Origin of the sequence: Micromonospora pisi, assembly GCF_003633685.1 — a bacterium.
GTDB classification, from domain to species: domain Bacteria; phylum Actinomycetota; class Actinomycetes; order Mycobacteriales; family Micromonosporaceae; genus Micromonospora_G; species Micromonospora_G pisi.
Map to the genome: position 1 here is coordinate 8130893 of NZ_RBKT01000001.1, position 25990 is coordinate 8156882.

Annotated in this window: 27 protein-coding genes and 1 pseudogene; 19 read left to right on the forward strand and 9 right to left on the reverse strand. The window is 70.3% G+C overall.

Annotated features, from left to right (window positions below; all coding sequences use genetic code 11):
- Positions 1 to 23 precede the first annotated feature (23 nt).
- On the reverse strand, positions 24 to 980 hold the full coding sequence (locus BDK92_RS34880) for a cation diffusion facilitator family transporter (RefSeq protein WP_121160569.1): 957 nt from the start codon (positions 978 to 980) through the stop codon (positions 24 to 26).
- 103 nt (positions 981 to 1083) lie between these two features.
- On the opposite strand from BDK92_RS34880, the gene BDK92_RS34885 reads away from it, so the two are divergent.
- The 6 genes from BDK92_RS34885 (at position 1084) to BDK92_RS34910 (ending at position 5825) form a co-directional block, all read left to right on the forward strand.
- On the forward strand, positions 1084 to 2079 hold the full coding sequence (locus tag BDK92_RS34885; protein ID WP_121160570.1) for a helix-turn-helix transcriptional regulator: 996 nt from the start codon (positions 1084 to 1086) through the stop codon (positions 2077 to 2079).
- A gap of 22 nt (positions 2080 to 2101) precedes the next feature.
- Complete coding sequence (locus BDK92_RS34890) at positions 2102 to 3076, forward strand: helix-turn-helix transcriptional regulator (protein ID WP_121160571.1); 975 nt, start codon at positions 2102 to 2104, stop codon at positions 3074 to 3076.
- 10 nt (positions 3077 to 3086) lie between these two features.
- The gene (locus tag BDK92_RS34895; RefSeq protein ID WP_121160572.1) at positions 3087 to 3335 is read left to right on the forward strand and encodes a hypothetical protein; all 249 of its coding nucleotides are present in this window, start codon (positions 3087 to 3089) and stop codon (positions 3333 to 3335) included.
- A gap of 198 nt (positions 3336 to 3533) precedes the next feature.
- Positions 3534 to 3833: a Sec-independent protein translocase subunit TatA gene (tatA, locus tag BDK92_RS34900; protein ID WP_121160573.1), complete on the forward strand. Its 300-nt coding sequence runs from the start codon at positions 3534 to 3536 to the stop codon at positions 3831 to 3833.
- A gap of 18 nt (positions 3834 to 3851) precedes the next feature.
- Complete coding sequence (gene tatC / locus BDK92_RS34905; protein WP_121160574.1) at positions 3852 to 4784, forward strand: twin-arginine translocase subunit TatC; 933 nt, start codon at positions 3852 to 3854, stop codon at positions 4782 to 4784.
- A 90-nt stretch (positions 4785 to 4874) separates the two neighbouring features.
- A complete protein-coding gene (locus BDK92_RS34910) occupies positions 4875 to 5825 on the forward strand; it encodes a diacylglycerol kinase family protein (RefSeq protein ID WP_121162856.1) in 951 nt (316 codons plus the stop codon).
- A 42-nt stretch (positions 5826 to 5867) separates the two neighbouring features.
- Here the strand turns inward: BDK92_RS34910 and BDK92_RS34915 are convergent, their stop codons facing one another.
- Complete coding sequence (locus BDK92_RS34915) at positions 5868 to 6641, reverse strand: HAD family hydrolase (RefSeq protein WP_121162857.1); 774 nt, start codon at positions 6639 to 6641, stop codon at positions 5868 to 5870.
- An 86-nt stretch (positions 6642 to 6727) separates the two neighbouring features.
- Here BDK92_RS34915 and BDK92_RS34920 point away from each other — a divergent pair, with 86 nt between their 5' ends.
- A complete protein-coding gene (locus BDK92_RS34920; protein ID WP_121160575.1) occupies positions 6728 to 9574 on the forward strand; it encodes a DEAD/DEAH box helicase in 2847 nt (948 codons plus the stop codon).
- 182 nt (positions 9575 to 9756) lie between these two features.
- Positions 9757 to 10542: an MHYT domain-containing protein gene (locus tag BDK92_RS34925; protein ID WP_121160576.1), complete on the forward strand. Its 786-nt coding sequence runs from the start codon at positions 9757 to 9759 to the stop codon at positions 10540 to 10542.
- Between the two features lie 133 nt (positions 10543 to 10675).
- On the opposite strand, the gene BDK92_RS34930 is transcribed toward BDK92_RS34925, so the two are convergent.
- Both BDK92_RS34930 and BDK92_RS34935 read right to left on the reverse strand, forming a co-directional pair.
- Positions 10676 to 11596, reverse strand: coding sequence for a 5'-3' exonuclease (locus BDK92_RS34930; protein WP_121160577.1), 921 nt, complete (start codon positions 11594 to 11596; stop codon positions 10676 to 10678).
- Between the two features lie 71 nt (positions 11597 to 11667).
- Positions 11668 to 12648, reverse strand: a complete 981-nt coding sequence (locus BDK92_RS34935) for an aldo/keto reductase (RefSeq protein WP_121160578.1) — start codon at positions 12646 to 12648, stop codon at positions 11668 to 11670.
- A gap of 36 nt (positions 12649 to 12684) precedes the next feature.
- On the opposite strand from BDK92_RS34935, the gene BDK92_RS34940 reads away from it, so the two are divergent.
- From BDK92_RS34940 to BDK92_RS34955, 4 genes are all read left to right on the forward strand, one after another.
- Positions 12685 to 13773, forward strand: coding sequence for a DUF4037 domain-containing protein (locus tag BDK92_RS34940; RefSeq protein ID WP_121160579.1), 1089 nt, complete (start codon positions 12685 to 12687; stop codon positions 13771 to 13773).
- A 47-nt stretch (positions 13774 to 13820) separates the two neighbouring features.
- Entirely contained in the window at positions 13821 to 14936 is a 1116-nt protein-coding gene (locus tag BDK92_RS34945; protein WP_121162858.1) for a M24 family metallopeptidase, read from the forward strand.
- A complete protein-coding gene (locus BDK92_RS34950; RefSeq protein WP_121160580.1) occupies positions 14933 to 16072 on the forward strand; it encodes an acyl-CoA dehydrogenase family protein in 1140 nt (379 codons plus the stop codon). The genes BDK92_RS34945 and BDK92_RS34950 overlap by 4 nt, the downstream gene beginning before the upstream one ends.
- 140 nt (positions 16073 to 16212) lie before the next feature.
- The gene (locus BDK92_RS34955; RefSeq protein ID WP_121160581.1) at positions 16213 to 16731 is read left to right on the forward strand and encodes a GNAT family N-acetyltransferase; all 519 of its coding nucleotides are present in this window, start codon (positions 16213 to 16215) and stop codon (positions 16729 to 16731) included.
- Positions 16732 to 16750: 19 nt separating this feature from the next.
- On the opposite strand, the gene BDK92_RS34960 is transcribed toward BDK92_RS34955, so the two are convergent.
- The 4 genes from BDK92_RS34960 to BDK92_RS34975 form a co-directional block, all read right to left on the reverse strand.
- Positions 16751 to 17449, reverse strand: a complete 699-nt coding sequence (locus tag BDK92_RS34960; RefSeq protein WP_121160582.1) for a TetR family transcriptional regulator — start codon at positions 17447 to 17449, stop codon at positions 16751 to 16753.
- Complete coding sequence (locus tag BDK92_RS34965) at positions 17391 to 17861, reverse strand: thiol-disulfide oxidoreductase DCC family protein (protein ID WP_246017420.1); 471 nt, start codon at positions 17859 to 17861, stop codon at positions 17391 to 17393. The genes BDK92_RS34960 and BDK92_RS34965 overlap by 59 nt, the downstream gene beginning before the upstream one ends.
- Positions 17858 to 18286 carry a hypothetical protein gene (locus BDK92_RS34970; protein ID WP_121160583.1) on the reverse strand — a complete coding sequence of 143 codons (429 nt, stop codon included), beginning with the start codon at positions 18284 to 18286 and terminating at the stop codon, positions 17858 to 17860. Before BDK92_RS34970 ends, BDK92_RS34965 begins: the two co-directional genes overlap by 4 nt.
- 178 nt (positions 18287 to 18464) lie before the next feature.
- Entirely contained in the window at positions 18465 to 19136 is a 672-nt protein-coding gene (locus tag BDK92_RS34975) for a polyamine aminopropyltransferase (RefSeq protein WP_246017421.1), read from the reverse strand.
- Positions 19137 to 19361: 225 nt separating this feature from the next.
- Here BDK92_RS34975 and BDK92_RS34980 point away from each other — a divergent pair, with 225 nt between their 5' ends.
- The 4 genes and pseudogenes from BDK92_RS34980 to BDK92_RS34995 form a co-directional block, all read left to right on the forward strand.
- The gene (locus tag BDK92_RS34980) at positions 19362 to 20171 is read left to right on the forward strand and encodes a class I SAM-dependent methyltransferase (RefSeq protein ID WP_121160585.1); all 810 of its coding nucleotides are present in this window, start codon (positions 19362 to 19364) and stop codon (positions 20169 to 20171) included.
- Positions 20172 to 20460: 289 nt separating this feature from the next.
- The gene (locus tag BDK92_RS34985) at positions 20461 to 21222 is read left to right on the forward strand and encodes a DeoR/GlpR family DNA-binding transcription regulator (protein ID WP_121160586.1); all 762 of its coding nucleotides are present in this window, start codon (positions 20461 to 20463) and stop codon (positions 21220 to 21222) included.
- Entirely contained in the window at positions 21219 to 22163 is a 945-nt protein-coding gene (gene pfkB / locus BDK92_RS34990) for a 1-phosphofructokinase (RefSeq protein ID WP_121160587.1), read from the forward strand. The genes BDK92_RS34985 and pfkB overlap by 4 nt, the downstream gene beginning before the upstream one ends.
- Before the next feature lie 124 nt (positions 22164 to 22287).
- Positions 22288 to 22599 (forward strand): annotated as a pseudogene (locus BDK92_RS34995) (PTS mannose transporter subunit IIA); the annotation flags it as partial.
- A gap of 55 nt (positions 22600 to 22654) precedes the next feature.
- Here BDK92_RS34995 and BDK92_RS35000 read toward each other — a convergent pair.
- Complete coding sequence (locus BDK92_RS35000) at positions 22655 to 23116, reverse strand: hypothetical protein (RefSeq protein ID WP_121160588.1); 462 nt, start codon at positions 23114 to 23116, stop codon at positions 22655 to 22657.
- A gap of 551 nt (positions 23117 to 23667) precedes the next feature.
- Between BDK92_RS35000 and BDK92_RS39910 the strand changes: the two genes are divergently transcribed.
- Genes BDK92_RS39910 through BDK92_RS35015 form a run of 3 tightly spaced genes read left to right on the forward strand, consistent with a single transcriptional unit; the run spans position 23668 to position 25983 of the window.
- A complete protein-coding gene (locus BDK92_RS39910; RefSeq protein WP_211349481.1) occupies positions 23668 to 24114 on the forward strand; it encodes an XRE family transcriptional regulator in 447 nt (148 codons plus the stop codon).
- Positions 24115 to 24127: 13 nt separating this feature from the next.
- Positions 24128 to 24724 carry a hypothetical protein gene (locus tag BDK92_RS35010; RefSeq protein WP_147457214.1) on the forward strand — a complete coding sequence of 199 codons (597 nt, stop codon included), beginning with the start codon at positions 24128 to 24130 and terminating at the stop codon, positions 24722 to 24724.
- A gap of 11 nt (positions 24725 to 24735) precedes the next feature.
- Positions 24736 to 25983, forward strand: a complete 1248-nt coding sequence (locus BDK92_RS35015; RefSeq protein WP_121160591.1) for an MAB_1171c family putative transporter — start codon at positions 24736 to 24738, stop codon at positions 25981 to 25983.
- The last annotated feature ends 7 nt before the right edge of the window (positions 25984 to 25990 follow it).

Sequence of the window (25990 nt, forward strand, 5' to 3'; positions counted from 1 at the left end):
CCGGGCCCGGCGGGGGCGGTGGGTCAGTCCGGTCGGGGGTCGGTCCGGTCGGGGGGGCGGGTGCCGGTCGGATCGAGAAAGACGAATCGTACGGCCGGGTTGCGGGCGATCAGGCGCCGTTCGGCCTCGTCGGCGGCGGCTTCGATGGTGGCCCCGGTGGCGTCGTCGGCAAAGTCAATCTTCGCGGCGACCAGGATCTCGTCCGGACCCAGTTGCAGGGTCAGCAGGGTGTCGATCCGTTCCACCGTCGGCACCGCGGCCAACTCCTGGTAGATCTCGTCCCGGGTCGTCGGCCCGGCCGACCGGCCGATCAGCAGGGACAGGTTGCTGCGGGCGAGGGTGACCGCCACCAGCAGGAGGAGAACCCCGATCATGATCGAGGCCAGTCCGTCCCAGAACGGGTCGCCGGTCAATTGGGAAAGGCCCACCCCGGCGGCGGCCAGCACCAGGCCGATCAGGGCGGCGCTGTCCTCGAAGAAGACCGCTTTCACGGTGGTGTCCGGGGTACGGTGCACCACCTGCTGGGGGCTGACCGAGAAACGCCGGGCCCGTTGCCGGATCTGTCGGGTCGCTCGGGTCAGTGAGACCGACTCGGCGACGAAGGAGATCAGTAGCACCACGTACGCGATCAGGTTGTCGTCCTGGCGCTGGTCGGTCTGGATCGCGTGGACGCCCTGGGTGACCGAGAAGATGCCACCACCGACGAAGGTGAAGACCGCGGCCAGGAACGCCCAGACGTAGCTCTCACGGCCGTGCCCGAACGGCCGTTCCTCCGTGGCGGGCCGGGAGCCCCGGCGCAGCGCGACAAAGAGGAGAATTTCGGTGGTGGTGTCGGCGAACGAGTGGGCGGCCTCGGAAAGCACCGCCGCGGAGCCGCTGAGCAGGCCCGCCACCACCTTCGCCGCGGCAATCGTCAGGTTGGCCACGCCGGCGATGACGACTGTGCCGACGCTCTGCGCACCCTCCGGCGATCTCGCCATGTCGTCAGCCTATGGCTCGTCCAGGGCGTTGACGGACGGATTGCGCTGCCACGTGCCCGTGTGGGTTCGTACACGACGGGCCAACACTGCTAGCGTCTTGCAGGTGTCGCGGAGCCGCACCGAACGCCTGGTCAACCTGGTGATATGTCTGCTGTCCACGCGGCGGTTCCTGACCGCCGCCCAGATCGCCGCGACCGTGCCCGGTTACGAGCACGACGCCGACGACCCGCGCGACCACGAGGCGTTCCAGCGCAAGTTCGAGCGCGACAAGGCTGAGCTGCGGGAACTCGGGGTCCCGCTGGAGACGGGCACGGCGAGCGTGTTCGACACCGAGCCCGGTTACCGGATCGCCCACCGTGAGTACGCGCTGCCCGATATACCGCTGGAGCCGGACGAGGCCGCCGCGGTGGGGATCGCCGCCCGGCTCTGGCAGCACGCGGGCCTGGCCGCCGCCGCCTCCTCCGGCCTGGCGAAGCTGCGGGCCGCCGGTATCGACGTGGACCCGCAGGCGACGCTGGGCATGGAGCCGGTGGTCACCGTCGACCCCGCCTTCGCGCCGTTCACCGCCGCCGCCCGGGACCGTCGGGCGGTCACCTTCGACTACCGGGTTCCGGACGAGGACCAGCCCTCCACCCGGCGGCTGCAACCGTGGGGCGTGGTCTGCTGGCGGGCCCGCTGGTACGTGGTCGGTCATGACCTCGACCGGGCGGCGACCCGCTGTTTCCGGCTCTCCCGGGTCGTCGGCACGGTTCGGGTGACCGGACGCCCGGGCGGTTACCGCCCGCCCGAGGGCGTCGACCTGATCAGCCATGTCGCCCGCTGGTCCGGGCCGGTGGAGCGGACCGGTCGGGCCACCGTGCTGGTCCGCCCCGGCAGGGGAGCGGGCCTGCGGCGGTGGGCCCACGAGGTCACCTCCGGCCCGGACGGCGACCGGCTGGTGCTGCCGTACGCGGACCCGGAAGGGCTCGCCGGCACCCTCGTCGGTTACGGTCCCGACGTACGGGTGATCGATCCGCCGGAGGTACGGGAGGCGGTCATCCAACGCCTCAAGGAGATCACCACTCGGCATGACGTGGTGGCCAGCGGGGTGACCGGATGAGCGCGTGTGACGAGGGGACGTCATGAGTGGATCACGGGCCTCGGCCGACCGACTGGCCCGGCTGCTCAACCTGGTGCCGTACCTGCTGGCGCGGCCCGGGATCGAGCTGGCCGAGGCAGCCACCGACCTGGGCGTCAGTGAACGCCAGCTGCGTGAGGACCTGGAGCTGCTCTGGGTCTGCGGCCTGCCCGGTTACGGTCCCGGTGACCTGATCGACATGGCTTTCGACGGCGATCGGGTGACCATCACCTACGACGCCGGCATCGACCGGCCGCTGCGGTTGACCCCGGACGAGGCGCTCGCGTTGGTGGTCGCGCTCCGGATGCTGGCCGAGACGCCGGGGATCGCCAACCGGGACGCGATCGAGCGGGCGTTGGCCAAGATCGAGGACGCGGCGGGCGACCTGGCGGATGCGCCGGTCGAGGTCCGGATGCCGGGCGACTCCGACCAGGTCGAGGCGTTGCAGGGTGCGGTCAGGCGTGGACGGGCGCTGCGGATCACGTACTACACCGCCGCGCGGGACGAGACCAGCGAACGCACCATCGACCCGATCCGGGTCCTGATGGTCGGCGGCCGTGCCTACCTGGAGGCCTGGTGCCGGCGGGCCGAGGCGGTCCGGTTGTTCCGGGCCGACCGGATCGACGCGCAGACCGAGCTGGACGAGCCGGCCATGGCGCCGCCGCAGGCCCGGCTGCACGACCTCAGCGCCGGGGTCTTCCAACCGTCACCGGACCTGCCACTGGTCACCCTCCGGGTCGGCCGCGGAGGTCGGTGGATCACCGAGTACTACCCCTGTGAGCGGGTCGAGCCCGACGGTGAGCAGTGGCTGGTCTCCCTGCGGGTGACCGACCTCGACTGGGCCCGCAGGTTCGTGCTCGGTCTCGGGCCGGAGGTCACCGTGGTCTCGCCGATCGACCTCGTCGAGCAGGTACGCGACCAGGCCGCCGCGGCGCTTGACGCGTACGCCGTTCCGGCGCCGGTCTCGGCCGGGCACTAGGCTGACCGACGTGGTGACCTGGATCGTGCTTGCGGTGGTACTTTTCGCCTTGGTGCTGCTGGTGCTGGCGGTTCGTCCGTTGTTGACCCGGCTACCCGCGCTGGAGCGGGCCGCGCTGGCCTTGTTGCGGCGTCAGGAGCAGGTCGAGGCGCTCGGTTCACGGGCGCAGGCGATGCAGGAGCAACTGCTCACCCTGCAACGGCAGGCCGAGGTGGCCCAGCGGCGCCTTCTGCTGATCAAGGCCAAGCACGGGGAGTGACCGACTCGTCGGTGCCGCCGGGGAATGGCCGGCCCGGTGGGGGGAGTGGCTCCGATGCGGGTTGACGGAGCGTCGTAGTTGGTCAAGACTTCACCGACTGGATGCAACTGGCAGCGTCCAGTCGGGTGGCACGGTCCGGATACACACGTACGATAGGGCCCGACACTCGCAATCCACGAAGACCGACTGGAGCTTTCCATGGGTGCCCTCAAGCCGTGGCACATCGCCGTACTTGTGGTCGTGCTGATCCTGCTCTTCGGCGCGAAGCGGCTCCCCGACGCGGCCCGCTCGCTTGGCCGTTCGCTGCGCATCATCAAGGCCGAGACCAAGAGCCTCGCCGACGATGACAAGGACCTGGCCGAGAAGGCCGACGCCCAGCACAGCCGTCAGCCGTACACGCCGGACCCGGTGATCCAGCCGAGCAGCGTGCACCAGCAGGGTTACCAGCCGCCCGCGCCGCCGGTCAACGACCCGGTGCAGCGCGTCCGCGACAACTGACCCGGGGGCCCGAGCACCGTGGCCTTCGCACTCCGCAAGCGCGGTCCGACGAAGTTCGAGCGGGCCTCGGACGGCTCGATGACCCTCATCGAGCACATCCGCGAGCTGCGCAACCGGCTCTTCCGCGCCTCGCTGGCGATCCTGGTCGGTTTCGGAGTCGGTTTCTGGCTCGCTACGCCGGTCCGCGAGCTGCTCCAGCAGCCCTACTGTGATCTGCCGGGCTCGAAACGCGCGGATGGCACGTGTGAGTTCGTGCAGCTCGGCGTCGCCGACGTGTTCCTTCTCGACCTGAAGATCGCGCTCTGGGTTGGGCTGATCGTCGCGGGACCGGTGTGGCTCTACCAGCTCTGGGCGTTCATCGCGCCCGGACTGCACCGGCACGAGCGCAAGTACGCCTACTTCTTCACGGCGATCGCCGCCCCGCTTTTCGCCGCCGGTGCGTTCCTCGCGTTCTTCGTCGTACGTAAGGGCCTGGAATTCCTGATCGGCTTCTCCGGCAGCAACATCGACACGACGCTGGAGATCACCCGCTACATCTCGTTCGTCACCAACTTGATCCTGCTCTTCGGGGTGGCATTCGAGTTCCCACTGGTGATCCTGATGCTCAACTTCGTCGGGATCGCCAGCGGTCGGCGGTTGCTGAGCTGGTGGCGGGTCGTCATCTTCCTGTTCTTCGCCTTCTCCGCGGTCGTCACGCCGACCCCGGACCCGTTCGGTATGACCGCGTTGGCACTCTGCCTCTGCGTGCTCTACTTCGCCGCGGTCGGGGTCGCGTTCATCAACGACAAGCGGCGGGGGCGGGGCAAGGAGGTTTACGCCGGTCTGGACGACGACGAGGTCTCGCCGTTGACGCACGAACCGGAGCCGGTCGAGGCCGGGGCGCGGGTCGACGCGGTCGCGCCGGTCGCCCCGCCGCAGCCGATCGACAGCCGCTACGACGACATGACCTGAGGGCAGTCACCACGACCATGACCTGACGGTCAACACCGCCCGGCGAACGAGGGATCCTGCTCCTCGGCGCCGGGCGGTACCGTGCTCGCCGTGACCGCCCCTGATCATCGTGATCCGACCCGCCCCGCGTCCACCCCGCTCGGTGACGGTCCGGTCGCCGTACTGGCCAACCCCACTGCTGGCCGGGGGCGGCACCGGGACCTGCTTCCCGCCGTACTGGCCCGGTTGGAGGCGGCCGGTCGGTCGGTGCGGCTGTTGGAGGCGGGTACCGCGGTACAGGCCCAGGAGAGCTGTCACGCGGCCGTAGCGGACGGCGCCGCCGCACTCGTGGCGGTCGGCGGCGACGGCACGGTGCACCTGGCGCTTCAGGCGGTCGCCGGCACCCCGGTCGGGTTCGGCCCGGTGCCGGTCGGCACCGGCAACGACTTCGCGGTGGAGACCGGATTTCCGGCGGATCCGCTCGCCGCCGCAGGGGTGGTCGCCGACGCGTTGCGGGTCGGTCGAACCCGTCCGGTCGACCTGGCCCGGCTGACCGGCCCCGGCCCCGGCACCCGGTGGTACGGCGCTGTGCTCGGCGCGGGATTCGACGCGATCGTCAACGAGCGGGCGAACCGGATGCGCTGGCCGCGCGGCAGACGGCGCTACGACGTGGCGATCCTGGTGGAGTTGGCCCGACTCCGGCCACGCTCCTACGTGATGCGGCTGGACGGGGTCGAGCACCGGTTCGACGGGGTGCTGGTGGCGATCGGGAACTGTGCCAGTTACGGCGGCGGCATGCGGATCTGTCCGGACGCCGATCCCGCTGACGGACTGCTCGACGTGGTGGTCGCCGGGGCGGTGGGTCGGGGCACACTGATGCGGATCAAGCCGCGGGTCTATCGGGGTACGCACGTCGACCACCCGATGGTGCGGGGTTACCGCGCCCGGCGGGTCGAACTCGACGCCGCCGAGGAGATCGTCGGGTATGCCGACGGCGAGCGGATCGGCCCGCTGCCGGTGACGGTCACGGCCGTACCCGGCGCGGTGCGACTGCTCCGCTGAGCGGCCGGTCGCGGGAACGGGATCGGCCCCGCCCGCCGTCAGTCAGTCGTTCTTGCCGATCGCCAGGTCGATGACCGCGCCCAGTCCGTTCGCCCGGCCGGCCTCGGCGGCCGGCAGCACCAGTGCGGCACAGCCGGCGCGGACCGCACCCGCGTCCGCTGGGCTGTCGCCGACCATCAGCGCCCGCTCCGGGTCGACCCGCAGCGCGGCGCAGGCCCGCCGGAAGATGTCCGGGTCGGGCTTGCAGCGGCCCACCTCGTATGAGAGCACGTATGCGTCGATCAGTTCGTCGAGGCCCCAGGCGGCAAAGTGCGGCCGGATGTCGAAGCCGATGTTGCTGACCACCGCGACCGGGATCTCAGCCGCCCGGAGCGTGTGCAGGGCGGCCGCGGTGTCGGTGTAGGGCACCCACCCCTCGGGGCGGAGCAGTCGCTCGTAGAGCGCCTCGGCAAGCCCTTCGACCCCGGTGTTCACCGTGCCGGCGAGCCCGGTGTACGCGGCCCGGTGGGCGTACTCGTAGAGGTCACGGTTGGCCCACACCTCGGCCAGTTGCGGCGGGATCCGGTTCGGCAGCGGTCCACCGGCCCGACCGGCGGTGATCAACCGGTCGGCGAGGATGGTGGCCCGGCCCCGGTCGAGCGCGGTTCCGCACTCGGCGGCACCGGCGACGACCCAGGAGATCGGATCCTCGACCTGGGCGAGCGTGCCGTGGAAGTCGAAGAGCACCGCCTCGACCGGCCGGCGTGGTGGTGCCGTGATCGCGCTGGCGGGTCCGCTCGGCGTACGGGGCTTGGGCGGTTCGGCATGGTCCGGCACGTCGTGCACCCTACCGACCGGGTCCGACCCGTCTGTTCGACGGCCTCGCCAACCGCGTGCTGTCGGCACGCACTAATCTTGACCCTATGTCGAGCCCCGCCGAGCGGTACGCAGCGGCGCGCCGCCGGGCCGCGCAGGTCAGCAACTTTCCCGCGCTGGAAGAGTTCGCCCTCGATCTAGGGTTTGATCTTGATGATTTCCAGCGCTCAGCGTGCGAGGCGCTGGAGCGGGGCAGCGGGGTTCTGGTCTGTGCCCCGACCGGTGCCGGCAAGACCGTGGTCGGCGAGTTCGCCGTCCACCTGGCGCTGCGCGACCGCCCGACGGCGGTGGGCGTGGACGGCCCCGTGGTCGACGGTGACCTGGTCACCGGGGACAACGCGGTGGTCGCCCGCTCCGAGCCGGTACGGAAGTGCTTCTACACGACGCCGATCAAGGCGCTGTCGAACCAGAAGTACCACGACCTGGTCGACCGGTACGGCGCCGACAAGGTCGGCCTGCTGACCGGCGACAACGCGATCAACGGCGACGCCCCGGTGGTGGTGATGACCACCGAGGTGCTGCGCAACATGCTCTACGCCGGCTCCGCGACCCTGGCCGGCCTGGCCTACGTGGTGATGGACGAGGTGCACTACCTCGCCGACCGGTTCCGGGGCGGGGTCTGGGAAGAGGTGATCATCCACCTGCCGGAGTCGGTGACCCTGGTGTCGCTCTCGGCCACCGTCTCCAACGCCGAGGAGTTCGCCGACTGGCTGGTCACCGTACGGGGCGAGACCGAGGTGGTGGTCAGCGAGCACCGACCGGTCCCGCTCTGGCAGCACATGCTCGTCGGCCGGCGCAACTTCGACCTCTTCCATGACGCCGACGCGGCGCGTAAGCACGACGTCCACCCCGAACTGCTCCGTTACACCCGGGAGATGCTGCGCCGGCTGGAACTGGGCGACGGCCGTACCCACGGGCCGGGCTGGGGGCGCAGCGGCGGCCGTGGACCACGTTGGCACGGTCCCTTGCGGCACGAGATCGTCGAGCGGCTGCAACGCGAGGAACTGCTGCCGGCGATCCTGTTCATCTTCAGCCGGGCCGGCTGTGACGCGGCGGTCCAGCAGTGCCTCGCCGCCGGGCTGCGGCTGACCACGCCGGAGGAGCGGGTCGAGATCCGTCGGGTGGTCGAGGGGCGGATCACCAGCATCCCCGCCGAGGACCTCGCGGTGCTCGGCTACTGGGAGTGGCTCGACGGGCTGGAGCGCGGTCTCGCCGCCCACCACGCCGGCATGCTGCCCGCCTTCAAGGAGGTGGTCGAGGAACTCTTCGTCCGGGGACTGGTGAAGGCGGTCTTCGCCACTGAGACCCTGGCGCTGGGAATCAACATGCCGGCTCGGTGTGTGGTGCTGGAGCGACTGGTGAAGTTCAACGGCGAGGCCCACGTGGACCTGACGCCGGGGGAGTACACGCAGCTCACCGGCCGGGCCGGGCGTCGGGGGATCGACGTCGAGGGGCACGCGGTGGTGGTCTGGTCGCCGGAGGTGGACCCCCGGCAGGTGGCCGGGCTGGCGTCCACCCGGACCTATCCGCTCCGGTCGAGCTTCCGGCCGTCGTACAACATGGCGGTCAACCTGGTCGGCTCGGTCGGCGCCGAGCCGGCCCGGGTGCTGCTGGAGTCGTCGTTCGCGCAGTTCCAGGCGGACCGCTCGGTGGTCGGCCTCGCCCGCCAGGTGCAGCGCAACGTGGAGACGATGGAGGCGTACGCGGCCGAGGCGCAGTGCCACCACGGCGACTTCGACGAGTACTTCTCGCTCCGTTCGATGATCGGGGAGCGGGAACGGGCGCTCAACCGGCAGGGGCAGACCCAGCGCCGCAACGCCGCCGTAACCGCGCTGGAGCGGCTGCGGGTGGGTGACGTGATCCGGGTGCCGACCGGGCGTCGGGCCGGCCTCGCGGTGGTGCTCGAACCGGGTGCCCCCGGGTTCGGAGAGCCCCGCCCGCTGGTGCTCACCCAGGACCGGTGGGCGGGCCGGGTCACCCCGGCCGACTTCACGACGCCTGCCGAGGTGCTGGCCCGGATCCGGGTGCCGAAGAACTTCAACCACCGCTCGCCGGCGGCCCGGCGGGACCTGGGGGCGGAGCTGAACAGCCTTGGGCTGGACCGCCGTTCCCGGCGGGGCGCCCGGGGACGTGGCGGTGCGGGTGAGGACGACCGGCTGGCGCAGTTGCGCGCCGAACTACGCCGGCACCCCTGCCACGCCTGCAACGAACGGGAGGAGCACGCCCGCTGGGCGGAGCGCCGTCGCCGGCTGGAGCGGGACACGGACGAGCTTCGTGAGCGGGTGGCCGGCCGGACCGGCTCGCTCGCTCGTACCTTCGACCGGATCTGTGGCCTGCTCGCCGCGCGCGGCTACCTGACCGCGGACGGCGAGGTGACCGACGCGGGCCGGATGCTCGGTCGGATCTGGACCGAGGCGGACCTCCTGGTCGCCGAGTGCCTGCGGCGCGGGATTTGGGACGGGCTAGCCCCGGCCGAACTGGCGGCGGCGGTCTCGGTGGTGGTGTTCGAGGCGCGGCGGGACAGCGAGGAGCGGGCCTCGGTGCCGCGCGGCGGTGTCTCCGACGCCGTCGACGCCACCCTGCAGCTCTGGAGTGAGCTGGAGGCCGACGAGGCGTCCCGGGGGCTGGAATCGACCCGTGAGCCGGATTTGGGGTTCGCCTGGCCGATCTACCGGTGGGCCCGGGGAGAGGCCCTGACCAAGGTGCTGGGCAGCGGGCACAACCTCGACGGCGATATGCCCGCCGGCGATTTCGTCCGTTGGACCCGGCAGGTTGTCGACCTGCTCGGCCAGCTCTCGAACGCGGCCGGCGCCAGCGCCGAGCTGCGGGCTACCGCTCGTCAGGCAATGGTGGCGATAAACCGAGGAGTTCTCGCGTATCACGCGGCGACGTGAGCGGGCGATCAGCTCTCCGGTTACTCTCGGCAAACTTCGGTTGATCTAGCCGGCACGATCCGGCATTTCTCCGCCATCTGCCCCGATGTTCATGATCTTGCGCTTGCGCCTGGTCACCAGCTTGATCATCATGCCTGGGAAAGACACAGTGCATCCAGATGACAAGGCGAACAGGGGCAAGCATGGCCGAGATTCATCACTTCGCGTACGGGTGGTTGACCCCGTCCGCGAGCTATCTCCTGGCGGTGCTCGGTTCCGCGCTCGGGCTCACCTGCACCGTCCGGCTGCGCCAGGCGTCGAACGCCCGCCAGCGGGTCTGGTGGCTGATCCTGGCCGCCTGGGCGATCGGTGGCACCGCGATCTGGACCATGCACTTCATGGCGATGCTCGGCTTCTCCGTGGTCGGTACCGCGATTCGCTACGACATCGGCCTCACCGCAGCGAGCGCGGTGCTCGCCGTGGTGACCGTCGGCATCGGGCTCTTCGTCGTCGGCCTGGGCCGGACGTCGGTGGTGAAGGTCCTGATCGGCGGTCTCTTCACCGGGCTGGGCGTCGCCGCCATGCACTACGTCGGCATGGCCGCGATGCGGCTCAACGGGCATGTCGCCTACGGACGTGACCGTGTCATCGCCTCGGTGGTGATCGCGGTCGTCGCCGCCACCGTGGCCCTCTGGCTCGCGGTGACGGTAAGGGGCCGGTGGGCCATCGCCGGCTCGGCGCTGGTGATGGGGATCGCGGTGAGCGGCATGCACTACACCGGCATGTCGGCGATGTCGGTGCAGCTGCACGACCGGATCAGCGGCGCGCAGCCGGGCGCGAGCGCGTCGACGCTGCTGCTGCCGATCGTGCTCACCGTCATCTTCGGACTGATCACGCTGGTCTACGCGGTGCTCGCCGCACCCACCGAGGAGGACCGGGCCGCCGTCGCGTACCTGAACGTGCGCGGTGTCACCGACCGCGTCTCCTGACCCTTCCCCGAACCCCCACCCGGTGGGCCACCGCTGACGAGCGCGCACGGCTGATGCCGGGCCGTCGCGGGCCCGCTCCTCCCGACGGGCGCGGCGTAGCCGTTCCCGGCCAGGAGCGGGCCCGCGGCGGGGCTCAGGCGCCGGCGGCCAGGGCGTCGACCAGACGGCGGCAGGAACTGGCGAGGTTCCACTTCTCGGCAACCGTGAGCAGACGATCCGGGTCGACCGGAGAGGTCGGCAGCCGGGTGTCGAGGGCGGGCAGCGGCACGTCCAACGCGACCCGTACCACCTGGGGTGCGACCGCCAGGTAGTCCAGCGCGGCGACGAGCTTGGTCCGCAGGCCCGGGGCGAAACCGGACGTCGGGTCGTCCAACGCGGCCAGGATCCCGGCGAGGCTGCCGTACCGTTCGATGAGTCGGGCGGCGGTCTTCTCGCCGACCCCCGCCACCCCGGGCAGGCCGTCGCTCGGGTCGCCACGCAGCGCCGCGAAGTCGGCGTAACCGGCGGCCGGCACGCCGTACTTGGCGCGTACCGCGGCGTCGTCGCAGTCCTCCAGCTTGGCCACTCCCCGGCCGCAGTAGAGCAGCCGGACCGGGGTGGTGTCGTCGATCAGCTGGTACAGGTCGCGGTCGCCGGAGGCCACCTCGACCGGTCCAGGTTGGGTGGTGGCGAGGGTGCCGAGTACGTCGTCCGCCTCGTACCCGTCGGCGCCGATCGCCGGGATGCCGATCGCGGCCAGCACCTCGAGCAGCAGCGGCACCTGGGGGACCAGCGTGTCCGGCACCACCTCACCACCGGCCGGCGCGACCCGGTGCGCCTTGTACGAGGGGAGCAGCGCCACCCGCCAGGCCGGTCGCCAGTCGTAGTCCAGCGCGCAGACGAGCCGGTCCGGCCGGCGGGTCCGGATCAGTGTGGCGAGCATGTCCAGAAAACCCCGGACGGCGTTGACCGGGCTGCCGTCCGGGGCACGGGCCGCTGACTCCGGAATGCCGAAGTAGGCCCGGAAATAGAGGCTTGGCGCGTCGACGAGGAGCAGGGGGCGTCGGTCGGTCACGTACGACAGCCTGGCACAGTCGCGGCTCGTGCCGGAGCCGACGCCCCGGCACGAGCCGCCCAGGCGGTACGTCAGGAGTGGCCGCGCACCGGGTGTGGCCGGTACGGCGCCTCCAGCGCGGCACGTTCGTCGTCGTCGAGAGTGATCCCGACCGCGGCGACCGCGTCCTCGATGTGGCCGGGCTTGGTGGCACCGACGATCGGGGCGGTCACCGCCGGCTGGTGCAGCAGCCAGGCGAGGGCCACCTGCGCGGACGGCAGCCCACGCTGGTCGGCGATCCGGTCGACGACGTCGACCACGGCGAAGTCGGACTCGTCGTAGAGGGTGTCGCCGAAGCTGTCCGAGTGCGCCCGGGTGGTCCGCCGTTCGTCGCCCCGGCCACGGGTGCCGGCCAGGAGGCCGCGCGCCAGCGGACTCCACGGGATGACGCCGACGCCCTGGTCGAGGCAGAGCGGCAGCATCTCCCGCTCCTCCTCGCGGTAGACGAGGTTGTAGTGCGGCTGCATGGAGCTGAACGGGGTCCAGCCGTTGCGCTCGGCGACGTGCTGCGCCTTGGCGAACTGCCAGGCGTACATGCTCGACGCACCGAGGTAGCGGGCCTTGCCGGCGCGCACCACGTCGTGCAGCGCCGACATGGTCTCCTCGATCGGGGTGTCGTAGTCCCAGCGGTGGGTCTGGTAGAGGTCGACGTGGTCGGTGCCGAGACGGCGCAGCGAGTCGTCGATCGAAGCCATGATGTGCTTGCGGGACAACCCCCGGTCGTTCGGGCCGTCACCCATCTGGTTGTAGACCTTGGTGGCCAGCACGTAGTCGTCGCGCCGGTCGAAGAGCTTGCCGAGGAGTCTGCCGGTGACCTCCTCGCTGGCGCCGATGGAGTAGACGTCGGCGGTGTCGAAGAAGGTGACACCCAACTCGACCGCGCGCCGGACCAGCGGTTCGGCCCCGTTCTCGTCGAGCACCCAGTCCCGCCAGGTCGGGGATCCGTAGCTCATCATGCCGAGACAGACCCGCGAGACCCGCAGACCGGTGGCGCCGAGCCGTACGTATTCCATAGTCATGACGTTCAGCGTAGGCGGCATGCTGTGGGCATGGACTTCGTACCCGGATTGGTGCTCTGTCGGCGTTTTCACGAGGAGGTGGTCGGTCCCGCCATCCGGCGTGACTTCCCTGATCTGCGGTACGCGGCGGCTCGGCTGGACACCGGGTCGGAACTGTTCGGTCTGGATACACCGCGCTCGATCGACCACGACTGGGGGGCACGTGTGCAGGTCTTCGTGGGGCCGGGTGACGCGGACCGGGCGGCGGAGATCGGCGCGACGGTGGGGGCGGCGCTGCCACCGTTCTTCCTGGGCTACCCGACCCGGTTCGCCGGGGGACCCGAGGCCCGGCTGGGGGTGCTCGCCGTCGGCGGTGAGCGGCACGGGGTCCAGGTGCTGGTGCTGGACGAGTGGCTGTCGTACGCGCTCGGGTTCGACCCCCGGTCGGGGGTGACGGTCGCCGACTGGATGGCCGTACCGACCCAGCGGTTGGCGGAGGTCACCGCCGGGGCGGTGTTCCACGACGAACTCGACGGAGCGTTGGGCCGGGTACGCGCGGCGCTCGCCTGGTACCCCGACGACGTGTGGCGGTACGTGCTGGCCGCGCAGTGGACCCGGGTCGCCCAGGAGGAACACTTCGTCGGTCGGTGTATGGAGGTGGGCGACGAGTTGGGGTCGCTGGTCGTGGTCGGGCGCCTCGCACGGGATCTGATGCGGCTCTGCCTGCTGCTGCGTCGCTGCTATCCGCCGTACGGGAAGTGGCTCGGCAGCCGTTTCGCCCAGTTGCCCGGCGTCGCTCCGATCGCCGACGCGTTGCGTACGGCGCTGGGCGCGGGTGCGGTGACGGGCTGGCCCGAGCGGGAGGCGGGGCTGGCCCGGGCGCTGGAGAAGGTGGCGGACTGGACCAACGAGACCGGGCTGGCCGAGCCGCTGGAGACCGGCGTACGGAGATTTCATGATCGGCCTTTCCTGGTGCTCGACGCCGGTCGGTTCGCCGCTGCCCTGCGTGCGGCGGTCACCGACCCGGTCCTGCGGGCGCGGCCGCTGGTGGGTGCGGTGGACCAGTTCGTCGACAACACCGACGTACTCGGCGACGCCGGTCGTTCGAGGGCGGTCACCCGGGGTATCCACCCGATGTGACCTCCTCGGGTGACGGCGCTCACCCGAACGACCGTTAAGCTGTGGGTGTGCGCACAGACGACCTCTACCCACCACAGCGGCTCGCCGCCGCGCAGGCGGCCACCGCCCGCGCCGGGCTGGACGCCCTGCTGATCACCCCCGGCTCCGACCTGCGCTACCTGACCGGCTACCACGCCCACGCGCAGGAGCGCCTCACCTGCCTGGTGCTGCCCGCACAGGGGGAACCGACGCTGGTCGTACCGGCCCTGGAACGGCCGGCGGCCGAGGCGTCACCGGCACCCGGCACCGGCGTACGGATCGTCGAGCACAACGACGGCAGCGACCCGTACCCGCTGGTCGTCCGCGCACTCGGCGGCCCGGTCGGCGCCGTCGGCCTGGGGAACCGGATGTGGGCCGAACAGGTCCTGGCGCTGCGGACCGCGCTGCCCGACACCACCCAGCGGCTGGCCGGGGAGGTGCTGCGGGAGCTACGGCTGCGCAAGTCGCCGGCCGAGGTGGCCGCACTGCGCGAGGCCGGCGCGGCGATCGACTCGGTGCACGCCGGGATGGCGCGGTGGCTGCGACCGGGGCGTACCGAGGCCGAGGTCGGCGCCGACATCGCCGGCGCCATCCGGGCCGCCGGACACGCGAGCGTCGACTTCGTCATCGTCGCCTCCGGCCCGCACGGCGCCAGCCCGCACCACGCCACCTCCGACCGGCGCATCGAAGCCGGCGACCCGGTGGTGGTCGACATCGGCGGCACCATGCCGACCGGCTACTGCTCCGACGCCACCCGGACCTACGTCGCCGGCGGCGCCGCGCCGGCCGACTTCGTCGCCTACTACCAGGTGCTGCACGCCGCCCAGCGCGCCGCGGTGGCGGCCGTCCGCCCCGGCGTACCGGCGCAGGCAGTCGACGCCGCCGCCCGTGACCTGATCACCGAGGCCGGCTACGGGCCGGAGTTCCTGCACCGTACCGGGCACGGCATCGGGCTGGACGGCCACGAGGACCCGTACCTGGTCGTCGGGAACGACCGGGCACTCGAGGTGGGGATGGCGTTCTCCATCGAGCCGGGAATCTACCGGTCCGGCCGGCACGGTGCCCGGATCGAGGACATCGTCGTCTGCACCGCCGACGGCGTCGAACGACTCAACACCGTACCTACGGAGCTGGTGGAGCTATGACGGTCGACCGGATTCTGCCCAGCGACGAGGCCCACGAACTGCTCGACCTGGTAACCGAACTGGCCGACCGGGAACTCGCGCCCCGGGCGGCGGACTTCGAGTCCCGGGCCGAGTTTCCCCGGGAGGTCCTACGCACCCTGGGACGCAGCGGGCTGCTCGGCCTGCCCTACCCGCAGGAGTACGGCGGCGCCGAGCAACCGTACGAGGTCTACCTGCAGGCCCTGGAGATCCTCGCCAGCCGCTGGCTCGCCGTCGCCGAGGCGGTCAGCGTGCACACCCTCTCCTGCTATCCGACCGCCGCGTACGGCACCGAACAGCAGCGCAAACTCCTGCCGGAGATGATCGGTGGCGAGCTGCTGGGCGCGTACTGCCTCTCGGAGCCGCAGGGCGGTTCGGACGCCGCGTCGCTGACCACCCGCGCCGTCCGCGACGGTGAGCACTACGCGGTCACCGGCACCAAGGCGTGGATCACGCACGCCACCAGCGCCGACTTCTACAACGTCTTCTGCCGCACCGGCGGCCCCGGTGCCGGCGGCGTCTCCTGTCTGCTCGCCCCCGCCGGCACCGCCGGGATCGAACCGCAGTTGCCGGAGCGGACCATGGGGCTGCGCTCCTCGCCCGTCGCCCAGATCGTCTTCGACTCCGCCCGGGTGCCGGCCGACCGCCTGATCGGGGAGGAGGGTGCCGGGTTCCGGATCGCCATGGCCGCGCTGGACTCGGGTCGGCTCGGCATCGCCGCCTGCGCGGTCGGACTCGCTCAGGGCGCCCTGGACTACGCGCTGGCGTACGCGCGCGAGCGGGAACAGTTCGGCCGGCGCATCATCGACTTCCAGGGGCTCGGTTTCCTGCTCGCCGACATGGCGACCCAGGTGGCGGCGGCACGGGCACTGACCCTAGCGGCGGCCCGGCTGCGGGACGCGGGTCGGCCGTACCGGGTCGAGGCGGCCAAGGCGAAGCTCTTCGCCACCGACATGGCGATGCGGGTGACCACCGACGCGGTGCAGGTGCTCGGTGGTGCCGGTTACGTCGCGGACCACCCGGTGGAACGGTTTTTTCGTGAGGCCAAGGTGTTGCAGATCGTGGAGGGAACCAACCAGATCCAGCGGATGGTCATCGCCCGCTCCTTCACCCACTGATCCGCCCCGGGAGAAGGAAGGGCCCCTTGTTATCGTTTTCGGTAGAGGAAGGGGCCCTTCCTAACACCTGGCGGCCGGGGCACGATGCGTTGGTGGTGTGGGCGCCGGCCGCGGGCCCGAGCGGGGGATAGCATCGGTCGATGCCGTTCTACCGCCTCCGCCCCGCCCGGTCCGAGGACGCCGACGCGATCGCGACCGTCTGGTACGCCGGCTGGCGCGACGGCCATCTCGGCAACGTGCCCGAGGCGCTGGTGGCGGTCCGTACGCCGGAATCGTTCCAGGTCCGGGCCGCCGCGAGGATCGCTGACACCGTCGTTGCCGACACGGTCGTCGCTGACCCAGGTGATGTCGTGTCGGGCGAGGTCGGTGGCGGGATCGCGGGTTTCGTGACCGTGGTCGACGACGAGGCCGAGCAGGTCTACGTGGCGTACGAACATCGTGGCTCCGGTGTCGCGCAACAGCTGCTCGCCGAGGCTGAGCGGCTCATCGCCACGGCAGGTCACCGGCGCGCGTGGTTGGCGGTCGCCGACGGCAACGCGCGGGCTCGGCGGTTCTACGCGAGGTGCGGATGGACCGACGACGGGATGTTCGACTACCGGGTGGAGGTGCAGGGCGGGACGGCGATCCTGGCGGTTCGCCGTTACGTCAAGGCGCTCTGACCCGGACCGGCCGGTACGGTCAGTGCCGCAGCGTACGGATGAGGTTGAGCACCTCGCGGGTCACCGGTCGGAGCACCCGCAGCCGGGAGAGGGCGACCAGCCGGTCGATCAGTGGCACGGCGCCGTTGATCAGGGCACGGGTCTTGGCCTGTTCGGGTGACCGGTCGTGCACCCAGTAGAGGATCACTCCCAGGTACGCCAGCCAGAGCAGTTCCGGCAGGTCGGGCCGGAGTTCCGGGTCGACCTTCACGCTCGATCCGTTCAGCACCTCCCGGAACAGTCCGATCGCGGCGGCACGGGGTTCGGACGATTCCGCCGAGAACGGGCTCAGCGGCGAGGTCGGTTCGGCCGCGGTCTTGAAGAAGGTCGCGGCAAACGCGTGCGACGGGGCGAGTACGTCGACCCCGGCGTGCAGTACGCCGCGCAGTCGGGCCGCGAAGTCGACCTCGCGACGGAGCACCCCGGCCGCGGCGGCGGCGTGTTCGACCTGGGTGCCACGGTAGAACTCCTGGATCAGGTGTTCCTTCGAGCCGAAGTAGTAGTAGGCGTTGCCGACCGCCACGTTGGCCTCTTTGGCGATGGCCCGCATGGTCGTCTGGGCGTACCCACGCTCCCGGAACAGCCGCATCGCGGTGTCGAGGATCAGTTGTCGGGTCTGCTCACCCCGCACCGTTGTCGGCTCGGCCGCAGCGGTCGTCGGTGCAGTCTGCTCGGTCATCGTCGTCACCGTATCTCGGGTCCCGGTGCCGTTCGCGGACGGCGGCCGCGGTGGCGACGACCCGTCGGGCCAGCGGTAGCAGGTGTGGCCGGGCCAGGCGGTCCGCGGTCGCCCGGTAGTCGGCCAGCGCCCAGAGGCAGGCCAGCCACGCGCTGTCTCCCACGTACACGTCGCCGGTGTCGGCCACGACGGTGATGTCCCGCAGCGTCGCGTCGTGGTCGAGGCCGGGAAACCGCCGCCGGGCGGCGGTCGAGCCGGCCGGCAGGAACTCCAGCGGTACGCACTGGGCGCGCGACTCCAGCCAGCGTCGGGCCGACCGGCAGAGTCGGCAGTGCGCGTCGTAGAGGACGGTGAACATGCCGATCCCACCGGCCCCGTGCCCGGTGGGATCGGCGGCTGCTGGCGTCGTCACGCCGTCGCTGGGGGGAACGGGCCGGTCGGGGTTACCAGCGGCAGTCGTCCGGCCGGCGGCAGTGGCGGGTGTGTTGCGTTCTGGCGCAGCCGGCCCCGCCGGTAGCGGTTCAGCGCGAAGACGTTGAAGAAGTGCAGCGCGCCCAGTACGAGCAGCACCAGGCCGATCTTCTTCGACAGTGTCTCCATCGCCTGACTGGTCGAGCCGATGTGGCCGCTGTACTTCATCGCGACCGTGACGTAACCGAGGTTGAGCAGGTAGAAGCCGACCACGAGCAGACTGTTGACGGCCTTGGCGAGGCCGCTGTCGTGGAAGACCTCGGCCAGGAAGACCAGCCCGTTGCGGGACAACGTGCTGGCCACCCAGACGGTGAGGCCGATGCTGATCGCGAGGTAGACGAGGTACATCCACACTTTGATGTCCACGCTTGACGCCCTTCTTGAACGCGTTCAGATTGTGGCCAGCTGAGCGTACGACACGTGTTGAACGTGTTCAAGGTGGACTGGGTCACGCCGCGTACCCGGAGCTAGCGGACGAAAACGTCGACATTGGACCCGGCAACGTCCTGTCAGGACGACCGACCTCCGCCGTCCGGCCGGGGGACTACGCCTTCGCGACGTAGACGGTGTTGGTCGACTCGCCACCGTGCAGCGGGTTGGGGAACGCCACAACCTCGGCCCGTGCGGTCGGGAAGACCTGCGTCAACGCGTCCATGAACTCCGCCTCCGGCGGATCGTCGGACCAGAGCGCGAACACTCCGGCCGGTCGCAGGTGCTGCGCCAGCCGGCGGAGCCCGGCCGGCTGGTAGAACGTGCCGTGGCTGGGGTGCAGCAGATGCCGGGGAGTGTGGTCGATGTCCACCAGGATCGCGTCGAACCGGCGCCCCGGTGCGGTGTCGTCGAAGCCGGCGTCGCCTGCGGCCAGTGCGAAGAAGTCGCCGTGTCGCAGCCGGCAGCGGGGGTCGGCGGCCAGCCCGGCGGTGTACGGCAACAGCCCGTCCCGGTGCCACCCGATCACGTCCTCGAGGGCTTCGACCACCGTCAGCGACCGGACGCGCGGGTCCGCCAACGCCGCCTGTGCGGTGTAACCGAGCCCGAGCCCTCCAACGACCACGTCCAGCTCGTCGCCGGACAGCTCCGCCAGCCCGAGCCGGGCGAGTTCGATCTCGGCGACGGTGAAGAGGCTCGACATGAGGTATTCGTCGTCGAGTTTGACCTCGTAGACGTCGACCTGGAGGCCCGGGTCCCGCCGTCGGCGGAGGCTGATCGCACCCATCGGTGTCTCGCGCCAGGCAATTTCCTCGAACCGACTACTCAAGGTGTCCCTGTTCCGCTTCGGGGAGGTGCCTGATGGCATGACCTTCCCGGCAGACTAGCCCCTGCGGCGACCCGCGTGGAAGCGACCGCCCGGCGCGTCGGCCCTGCTCGGAGCGGTTCCCCGGGGTGGTCGGGGCGTGATTATCGATTGCCGACGTCCCGATGCTGGCTGGAGCATCGACGGATGTTGTCTGCTGAGATCGCGGAATACTACCGGCGCGGTGGCGAACGGGACCGCCTCGCCGAGGGGCAGGGCCGACTGGAGTTCCTGCGTACCTGGGACGTGCTGACCCGGGTGTTGCCCGACCCGCCGGCCGAGATCCTGGATGTTGGCGGCGCCACCGGCGTGTACGCGGGGCCGCTGGCCGACGCCGGCTACCGGGTGCACGTGGTCGATCCGGTGCCCGAGCACGTGGCCGCGGCGGCCACCCGGCCCGGCGTGACCGCCGCGCTCGGGGATGCCCGCTCGTTGTCCGAGGCCGACGCGAGTGTCGACGCGGTGCTGCTGCTCGGTCCGCTCTACCACCTCCTGGAACGGAAGCAGCGGGTGTCGGCGTGGCGGGAGGCGGGGCGCGTGGTCCGCCCCGGCGGTGTGGTCGTGGCGGCGTTGATCAGCCGGTACGCGTCGCTCCTCGACGGTTTTGTGCACGGCTTCTTCGACGACCCTGGGTTCCGACCGCTGGTCGAGCACGTGCTCTCCGGCGGGGTGCACCTCGGCGGTGTGCGCCGCGACGCCACCCCGGAGCGGACCTGGTTCACCAGCGCCTACTTCCACCATCCGGCGGAGGTTGCCGCCGAGGTGACGGACGCGGGCCTGGTGGTCGAGCGGGTCGTCGCGGTGGAGGGACCGGTCTGGCAGGTCGGTTCAGGGTTGGACGGGATCCTGGCCGATCCGGACCGGACCGCCCTGTTGCTGGAGATGCTCCGCCGGGTGGAGAGCGAGCCGAGCCTGCTCGGGGCGAGCAGCCACCTGCTCGCGGTCGCCCACGGCTGACGTACGCCGTTGCCCGACCGGGTCGAGGTCGGCCGGCAGACCCGGTGGGGCGGATGTGGAAAACCACAGAACCGGGCATCGCTGCCATCCGTCCCTGCCGGTTCTCCGGTGGTCTCCGTCCCGGTTCGGTGGTGCGCAGGTTGAGCGCGACTCACCCGTGGGGTGATATGTCCCGGATCACCGGCACCGTGGCTGGGAGATGACGAGAAAGTTACGACGGCGTGTTGACTCCCCACAGAAGCGGGCGTAAACAAAAGGAAAGCCAACACGAGCAAGCGGGTGAAGCCAGATGTACGCCGAGGAACGCCAGCAGGAGATCCTGCGCACCGCCCGGGCGGAGGGGCGCGTGGACGTGATGGCGCTGGCCGAGGGCATGAACGTGACCGCCGAGACGATCCGTCGGGACCTGACCGCGTTGGAGCGGGCCGGCCTGCTCCGTCGGGTCCACGGCGGAGCGATCCCGGTCGAACGGATCGGCTTCGAACCCGCGCTCGCCACCCGGGACGCCGTACTGATCGCGGAGAAGGAGCGGATCGCGAAGGCGGCACTGGCCGAGGTGCCACAGGAGGGCGCGGTCATTCTCGACGCCGGCACCACCACCGCCCGACTGGCCCAGCTGCTCCCCGCCGACCGGGAGCTGACCGTGGTGGTCAACTCCCCGGTGCTCGCCGCCGCACTCGGGGTCCGCCCCAACCTCAGCGTGCTGCTGCTCGGCGGTCGGGTACGCGGCAAGACACTGGCCACGGTGGACGACTGGGCCCTGCGCCCGCTCGCCGAGATGTACGTGGACGTGGCCTTCATGGGCACCAACGGCTGCTCGGTCGAGCGGGGGATGACCACTCCGGACCCGGCCGAGGCGGCGGTCAAACGGGCGATGATCGCGGCGGCCCGCCGGGTGGTGCTGCTCGCCGACCACACCAAGATCGGTAACGACTACCTGGCCCGCTTCGGCACGCTCGCCGACCTGGACCTTCTGATCACCGACAGCAGGCTCGACGAGGAACTCGCCGACGAGGTGGAGGGCGCCGGGGTCCGGGTGGTACGGGCATGATCGTCACCGTCACCCTCAACCCGAGCCTGGATCGGGCCATGGAAATCGACGCGCTGGTACGCGGCGAGGTGATCCGGGCCGCCTCCGCCCACCTCGACCCGGGTGGCAAGGGCGTCAACGTCTCCCGCGCACTGCTCGCCAACGGGGTGGCGTCACGCGCCGTCGTGCCCTGCGGCGGCGAGGAGGGCGCGCAGCTCGTCGCGCTGCTCCAGGCCGAGGGCGTCGACCTGGTCGCGGTGCCGATCGCCGGTCGTACCCGATCGAACGTCACCCTGGCCGAACCGGACGGCACCGTGACCAAGATCAACGAGTCCGGCCCGCTGCTCGCACCGGCCGAGTTCGACGCCGTCACCCAGGCGGTGCTGACCGCCGCCCACACCGCGCAATGGGTGGTGGCCTGCGGCAGCGTACCGCCCGGCCTGTCCGTGCAAGCCTTCGGCGAACTCTGCGCCCGGTTGGTCGGTGCCGGCGTACGACTCGCCGTCGACACCAGTGGGCCGGCTCTGCGGGCCGCCGCCCGGGCCGGTGCTGCCCTGCTCAAGCCGAACCGGGAGGAGCTGGCGGAGGCGATCGGCGCGCCGCTGCAGTCGCTCGGCGACGTGGTCGAGGCCGCCGAACGGCTGCGCGGCTGGGGAGCCGGCGCGGTGCTGGCCAGCCTCGGCGCCGACGGCGCGGTGCTGGTCGACGCCGACGGCGCGGTTACCGGTGAGTCCCCGGTCGATCAGCCGCGCAGCACGGTCGGCGCGGGCGACGCCCTGCTCGCCGGCTTCCTCGCCGCCGACGCGCACGGACCCGGTGCGCTCGCCGAGGGACTCGCCTGGGGAGCGGCGGCGGTGAGTCTGCCCGGCAGCCGGATGCCCGGCCCCGGCGACCTGCGCCGCGAAAGGGTCCACATCCACCCACGGCCGGACCTGGTCCGGCGGCTCCTGGCCCAGGGCTAGCGCGGCCATGGCGACGCGGGCGCACCACACCACGGGGTACGGCGACACACCCGGACCGTTCCGGGCCGACAGACGAATCCACAGCGCATAGGCGCGAGCCATACTCTGCGAAGGAGTCCCCCTCATGGCTGTCTCATACACCCCCGAGGTCGAGGGAGCCGGGTTCAAGGCCCGGGTCCAGCGGATCGGCGGCCACATGGCCGGCATGGTCATGCCCAACATCGGCGCCTTCATCGCCTGGGGCCTGATCACCGCGCTCTTCATCCCCACCGGCTGGCTGCCGAACGAGCACCTGGCCCAACTGGTCGACCCGATGATCGGGATGTTGCTGCCGATCCTGATCGGCTACACCGGCGGCCGGATCGTGCACGGCCAGCGGGGCGCGGTGGTCGGCGCGGTCGCCACGGCGGGGATCATCGTCGGTACCAACATTCCACAGGCATGTTTCTTCGGAGTCAAAAGCTAGGGCATCCCCATCCTAAACGGACACCTCAGCCTGCCCCGTTGCTACTCCGGCGGGTGTCGAGGTGCACGATCTCGCCCGTGGTTTCCGAGTCCAACGGCGCCCCGTCGCGAGCCTGGCTGATGACGCCCTTCCAGAAACCGGCCTTCCTCGTCTGTGTCAGCGCCTGCTCGGTGATGCGCTCGACCCCCGCCTGCAACTCCGAAACCGACTGGGTCAACTCGGCGATCTGCTGCCGGGTGCAGCGGGCCTCCACGGTGACGAGCATCTGGTTCACCTTGATCATGCCGAGGGCGGTCGTCATGGCGGCCCACAGCGTCATCAGCCCAATGGGCGGTGTGCCGAGCACCTTGGCTGCGGTCAGCGCGAGGTAGATGACGCCGATGTTGAACGAGACGAGAGCGAAGATCGCGGCGGCGTTGGTGAGGAGGATGTGCAGGGGTGTGCGCGGCGACGTGGTGTCGTATGGGTCGCCGTGGTCCGTGGTCATGGTGACTGTGCTCCGATCTCGCTGGGGAGGGTATCGGAGGTTGCGCCGGGTGGGCGGACCTCCCCGCCGGGGTGCCGGTGTGGGCTGGCGGCGGTGTGACCGTGCGGGTTGGTGCAGGTCACGGGGGGTGTCTCGCGCTGCCTCCGAATGGTACGGCCCGGCCATGCGTGCATCTGTACGTGTGATGGTCGCCGTACCGAGGATGTCTGCGTGGGTGTGCTGGCGTCTGTTTTGAGCGTGGTCGCTGTGCCATAGTCGCCCGTTGACGTCGATTACTCGCTGTCAACTGAGGTGGAGGCGGACAGCATAGGGCGATGCTTGTGGCCCGCGTCAACCAGTTGTGCGGATGGAATTTTCACCAATCTGTCGTCCCTGTCTCGGAATTGGTGCCACCGTCGGGCTTCTACCAGGGAGTACGCGTCCAGTGCGCGATCTTGACCTCTGTGGACTTTGGCCCCTCAAGAGCTGCCGGCACAACGGAGGTCTTGACGCACCTGGCCCTCCAGTTGATGCTGTACCCCCATCACTCAACTGGAGGGACGGGGGTCGCTTTGACCGCTGAGGATCCGAAAGAGTCACGCATCGCACGCAGGCTCGACACACTCTTCCGTTCGGTGCCGGATACCGAACCTGGCCCAGACGGCAAACCAAGGGCATACACGCATAGACGAGTATCCGAGGAACTACGCCGCCGGGGGGTCGCCTGCTCGCCGCAGTACATCCACATGCTGCGCACGGGGCGACGGGACAATCCAGCTCCCGAGGTGGTTGAGGGTCTGGCCAAGGTGTTCGACGTGGAGCCGAAATTTTTCCTTGCCGACGACGAGGAGGTCAAGGGTTTTGAAGATCAGCTCGCACTGCTCGTATCGCTACGGGACAGCGGCGTCAGGCAAGTGGCGCTGCGTGCGTTTGGCCTACCGGCTGACTCCCTGGCGTTTGTACTAGAGGTGATCAAGCGAGAGCGGCGGCTTGGAGGGCTCCCGCCTGACTCGCCGTGACAGAACGGGGATCTTGGAATTGATCATTGGCATGTGGACGTCTGTGGGGGACGCGAAAGTGGGGTCATCAAAGGCGCTACGGCGAAGGTGCGAGAAGATCGTCGCCGAACTCGACGTGCCCGTACCGCTCAACCTGGATGCGATCTGTGCCGAGGTCAGCCGGCTCACCGGTCGACCTATCACCACTCAGGTAGTAGATATGCCCGCGAAAAGCCCTTGCGGGTTGTGGGTCGCGTTCCCGGACGTGGATGCGGTGTACGTCGCCGGAGCTACATCGCTGGAACACCAGCACCACATCACCCTGCACGAGTTGAGTCACGTGCTCGCGGGCCACACGGCCGCGCCGGTCGACGCCGACGAGGTGTACCGCCTGCTCGTGCCGGATCTTGACCCGGAGTTGGTCCGGCGGATTATCGGCCGTACCCGATATCACGGCGGGGTCGGCGGGGAGAGCCACTACCAGATTCCGGAAGAAGTCGAGGCGGAAACGATCGCGTCGATGATCGCGGCCAGGGCTACCGCCTGGACGGGGACGCCGCCGTTGGGTGATGTGCCTGAGTCTGCCGCTGACGTTGTTGCCCGTATTGGGAAGGCTCTTACAAACTCGTAGGGAGGAGTTCCATGCAGGACGTTATGTACCCTTTATGCGCTCTGATCAACTTCACCGCGTTCATCTACAAGGTGGTAGCCCTACGCCGCAACGGCCGCGACCCCGGCACGGTTGCCCTAGCCGCCTCGTTCCTGTTCATCACCGCGACATTCGCCCTCGCCACCCCGGCGGTATGGGAACGGGTCGACGCCGCACTAGGCGTACCGAACATCACCGCGCTGATCTACCAGAGCTGCGTGATCATCTACACGGTCCTCATCCAGATGATGCTGCTGTTCTGGATGCACCCCACCACCAAGCAAGCATGGCGTGCCGGCCGGTGGCGCCTGATCCTCGGCGTTGTCACCCTGCCGCTGATGGCCCTGTTCTTCTCGCTCGCCGAAGTCGACGAACAACGCACCCGAGACTTCATGGCCCACTACGCTGGCCTGTCCGTGTTGTCGATCTACGTGCTGGTGTACCTAGTTACCTTCACCATCGGTCGAATCGACATCGTCCGCCTATGCCTCCAATACGCCCCGCTCGTCGGCCAGCAGTGGCTACGCCGCGGCCTGCACATCACCTGGGTTGCCGGAGCCATCGGCATCGTCTACGGCATCGCCCGCTTCGCCGATGTAATCGCCCCCGCCTTCGGGGGCGACCCAACCCGCTGGGAACCAGTCGCCCAGCTCGGCGCACTCGGCACCAACATCGGAACGATCATCGGTCTCACCATCCCCTCGTGGGGGCCGCACCTCACCCGCGCCAACGAGTGGCGGCGCCGGTACCGCGACTTCCGCCGCCTACACCCTCTCTGGGCGACCCTCACTGCCGCGTATCCGGATATCCGCCTGCCCGGCATGGTGCCATCCCGGTACGCGGTGGCGCGTCATCCCACGCACGTCGGGTTGTGGCTTGACCGGATGGTGGTCGAGATCCGGGATGCGCAGGGCCAGATGCGCGACCACCCCAGTGTGGTCGAGGCCGGTGGGACCGCCCGAGCCCTCGGTGTCACGGCCGGGCTGAAGGACGGGGCACTGGAGGCAGTTGTGCAGGCGTCGCAGATCGCGGTCGCACTGCGGGATGCACCCCCACGTCCGGCGCAGACTTCAGCCCGTGCCGCTGCTACTGAGGCGGGTATGTACGGCGGCCAGGGGATTCTGGGCGAGGTTGCGTTCCTGGTGGACGTCGCACAGGCACTTCGGTCATCGCCGGTCGTCGCCCGGACTCTCCTGACAATTGAGGTGCGGCCAGCGGTGTCAGCCGCGGTTACCGGTTGATCGGCGC

Excerpts from the sequence above, each read along its gene's own strand:
- BDK92_RS34880 (WP_121160569.1), bottom strand. The coding sequence starts at position 980 with ATGGCGAGATCGCCGGAGGGTGCGCAGAGCGTCGGCACAGTCGTCATC.
- BDK92_RS34890 (WP_121160571.1), top strand. The coding sequence starts at position 2,102 with ATGAGTGGATCACGGGCCTCGGCCGACCGACTGGCCCGGCTGCTCAAC.
- tatA (WP_121160573.1), top strand. The coding sequence starts at position 3,534 with ATGGGTGCCCTCAAGCCGTGGCACATCGCCGTACTTGTGGTCGTGCTG.
- BDK92_RS34920 (WP_121160575.1), top strand. The coding sequence starts at position 6,728 with ATGTCGAGCCCCGCCGAGCGGTACGCAGCGGCGCGCCGCCGGGCCGCG.
- BDK92_RS34925 (WP_121160576.1), top strand. The coding sequence starts at position 9,757 with ATGGCCGAGATTCATCACTTCGCGTACGGGTGGTTGACCCCGTCCGCG.
- BDK92_RS34935 (WP_121160578.1), bottom strand. The coding sequence starts at position 12,648 with ATGGAATACGTACGGCTCGGCGCCACCGGTCTGCGGGTCTCGCGGGTC.
- BDK92_RS34940 (WP_121160579.1), top strand. The coding sequence starts at position 12,685 with ATGGACTTCGTACCCGGATTGGTGCTCTGTCGGCGTTTTCACGAGGAG.
- BDK92_RS34950 (WP_121160580.1), top strand. The coding sequence starts at position 14,933 with ATGACGGTCGACCGGATTCTGCCCAGCGACGAGGCCCACGAACTGCTC.
- BDK92_RS34955 (WP_121160581.1), top strand. The coding sequence starts at position 16,213 with ATGCCGTTCTACCGCCTCCGCCCCGCCCGGTCCGAGGACGCCGACGCG.
- BDK92_RS34960 (WP_121160582.1), bottom strand. The coding sequence starts at position 17,449 with ATGACCGAGCAGACTGCACCGACGACCGCTGCGGCCGAGCCGACAACG.
- BDK92_RS34975 (WP_246017421.1), bottom strand. The coding sequence starts at position 19,136 with ATGGGTGCGATCAGCCTCCGCCGACGGCGGGACCCGGGCCTCCAGGTC.
- BDK92_RS34980 (WP_121160585.1), top strand. The coding sequence starts at position 19,362 with ATGTTGTCTGCTGAGATCGCGGAATACTACCGGCGCGGTGGCGAACGG.
- BDK92_RS34985 (WP_121160586.1), top strand. The coding sequence starts at position 20,461 with ATGTACGCCGAGGAACGCCAGCAGGAGATCCTGCGCACCGCCCGGGCG.
- pfkB (WP_121160587.1), top strand. The coding sequence starts at position 21,219 with ATGATCGTCACCGTCACCCTCAACCCGAGCCTGGATCGGGCCATGGAA.
- BDK92_RS35000 (WP_121160588.1), bottom strand. The coding sequence starts at position 23,116 with ATGACCACGGACCACGGCGACCCATACGACACCACGTCGCCGCGCACA.
- BDK92_RS35015 (WP_121160591.1), top strand. The coding sequence starts at position 24,736 with ATGCAGGACGTTATGTACCCTTTATGCGCTCTGATCAACTTCACCGCG.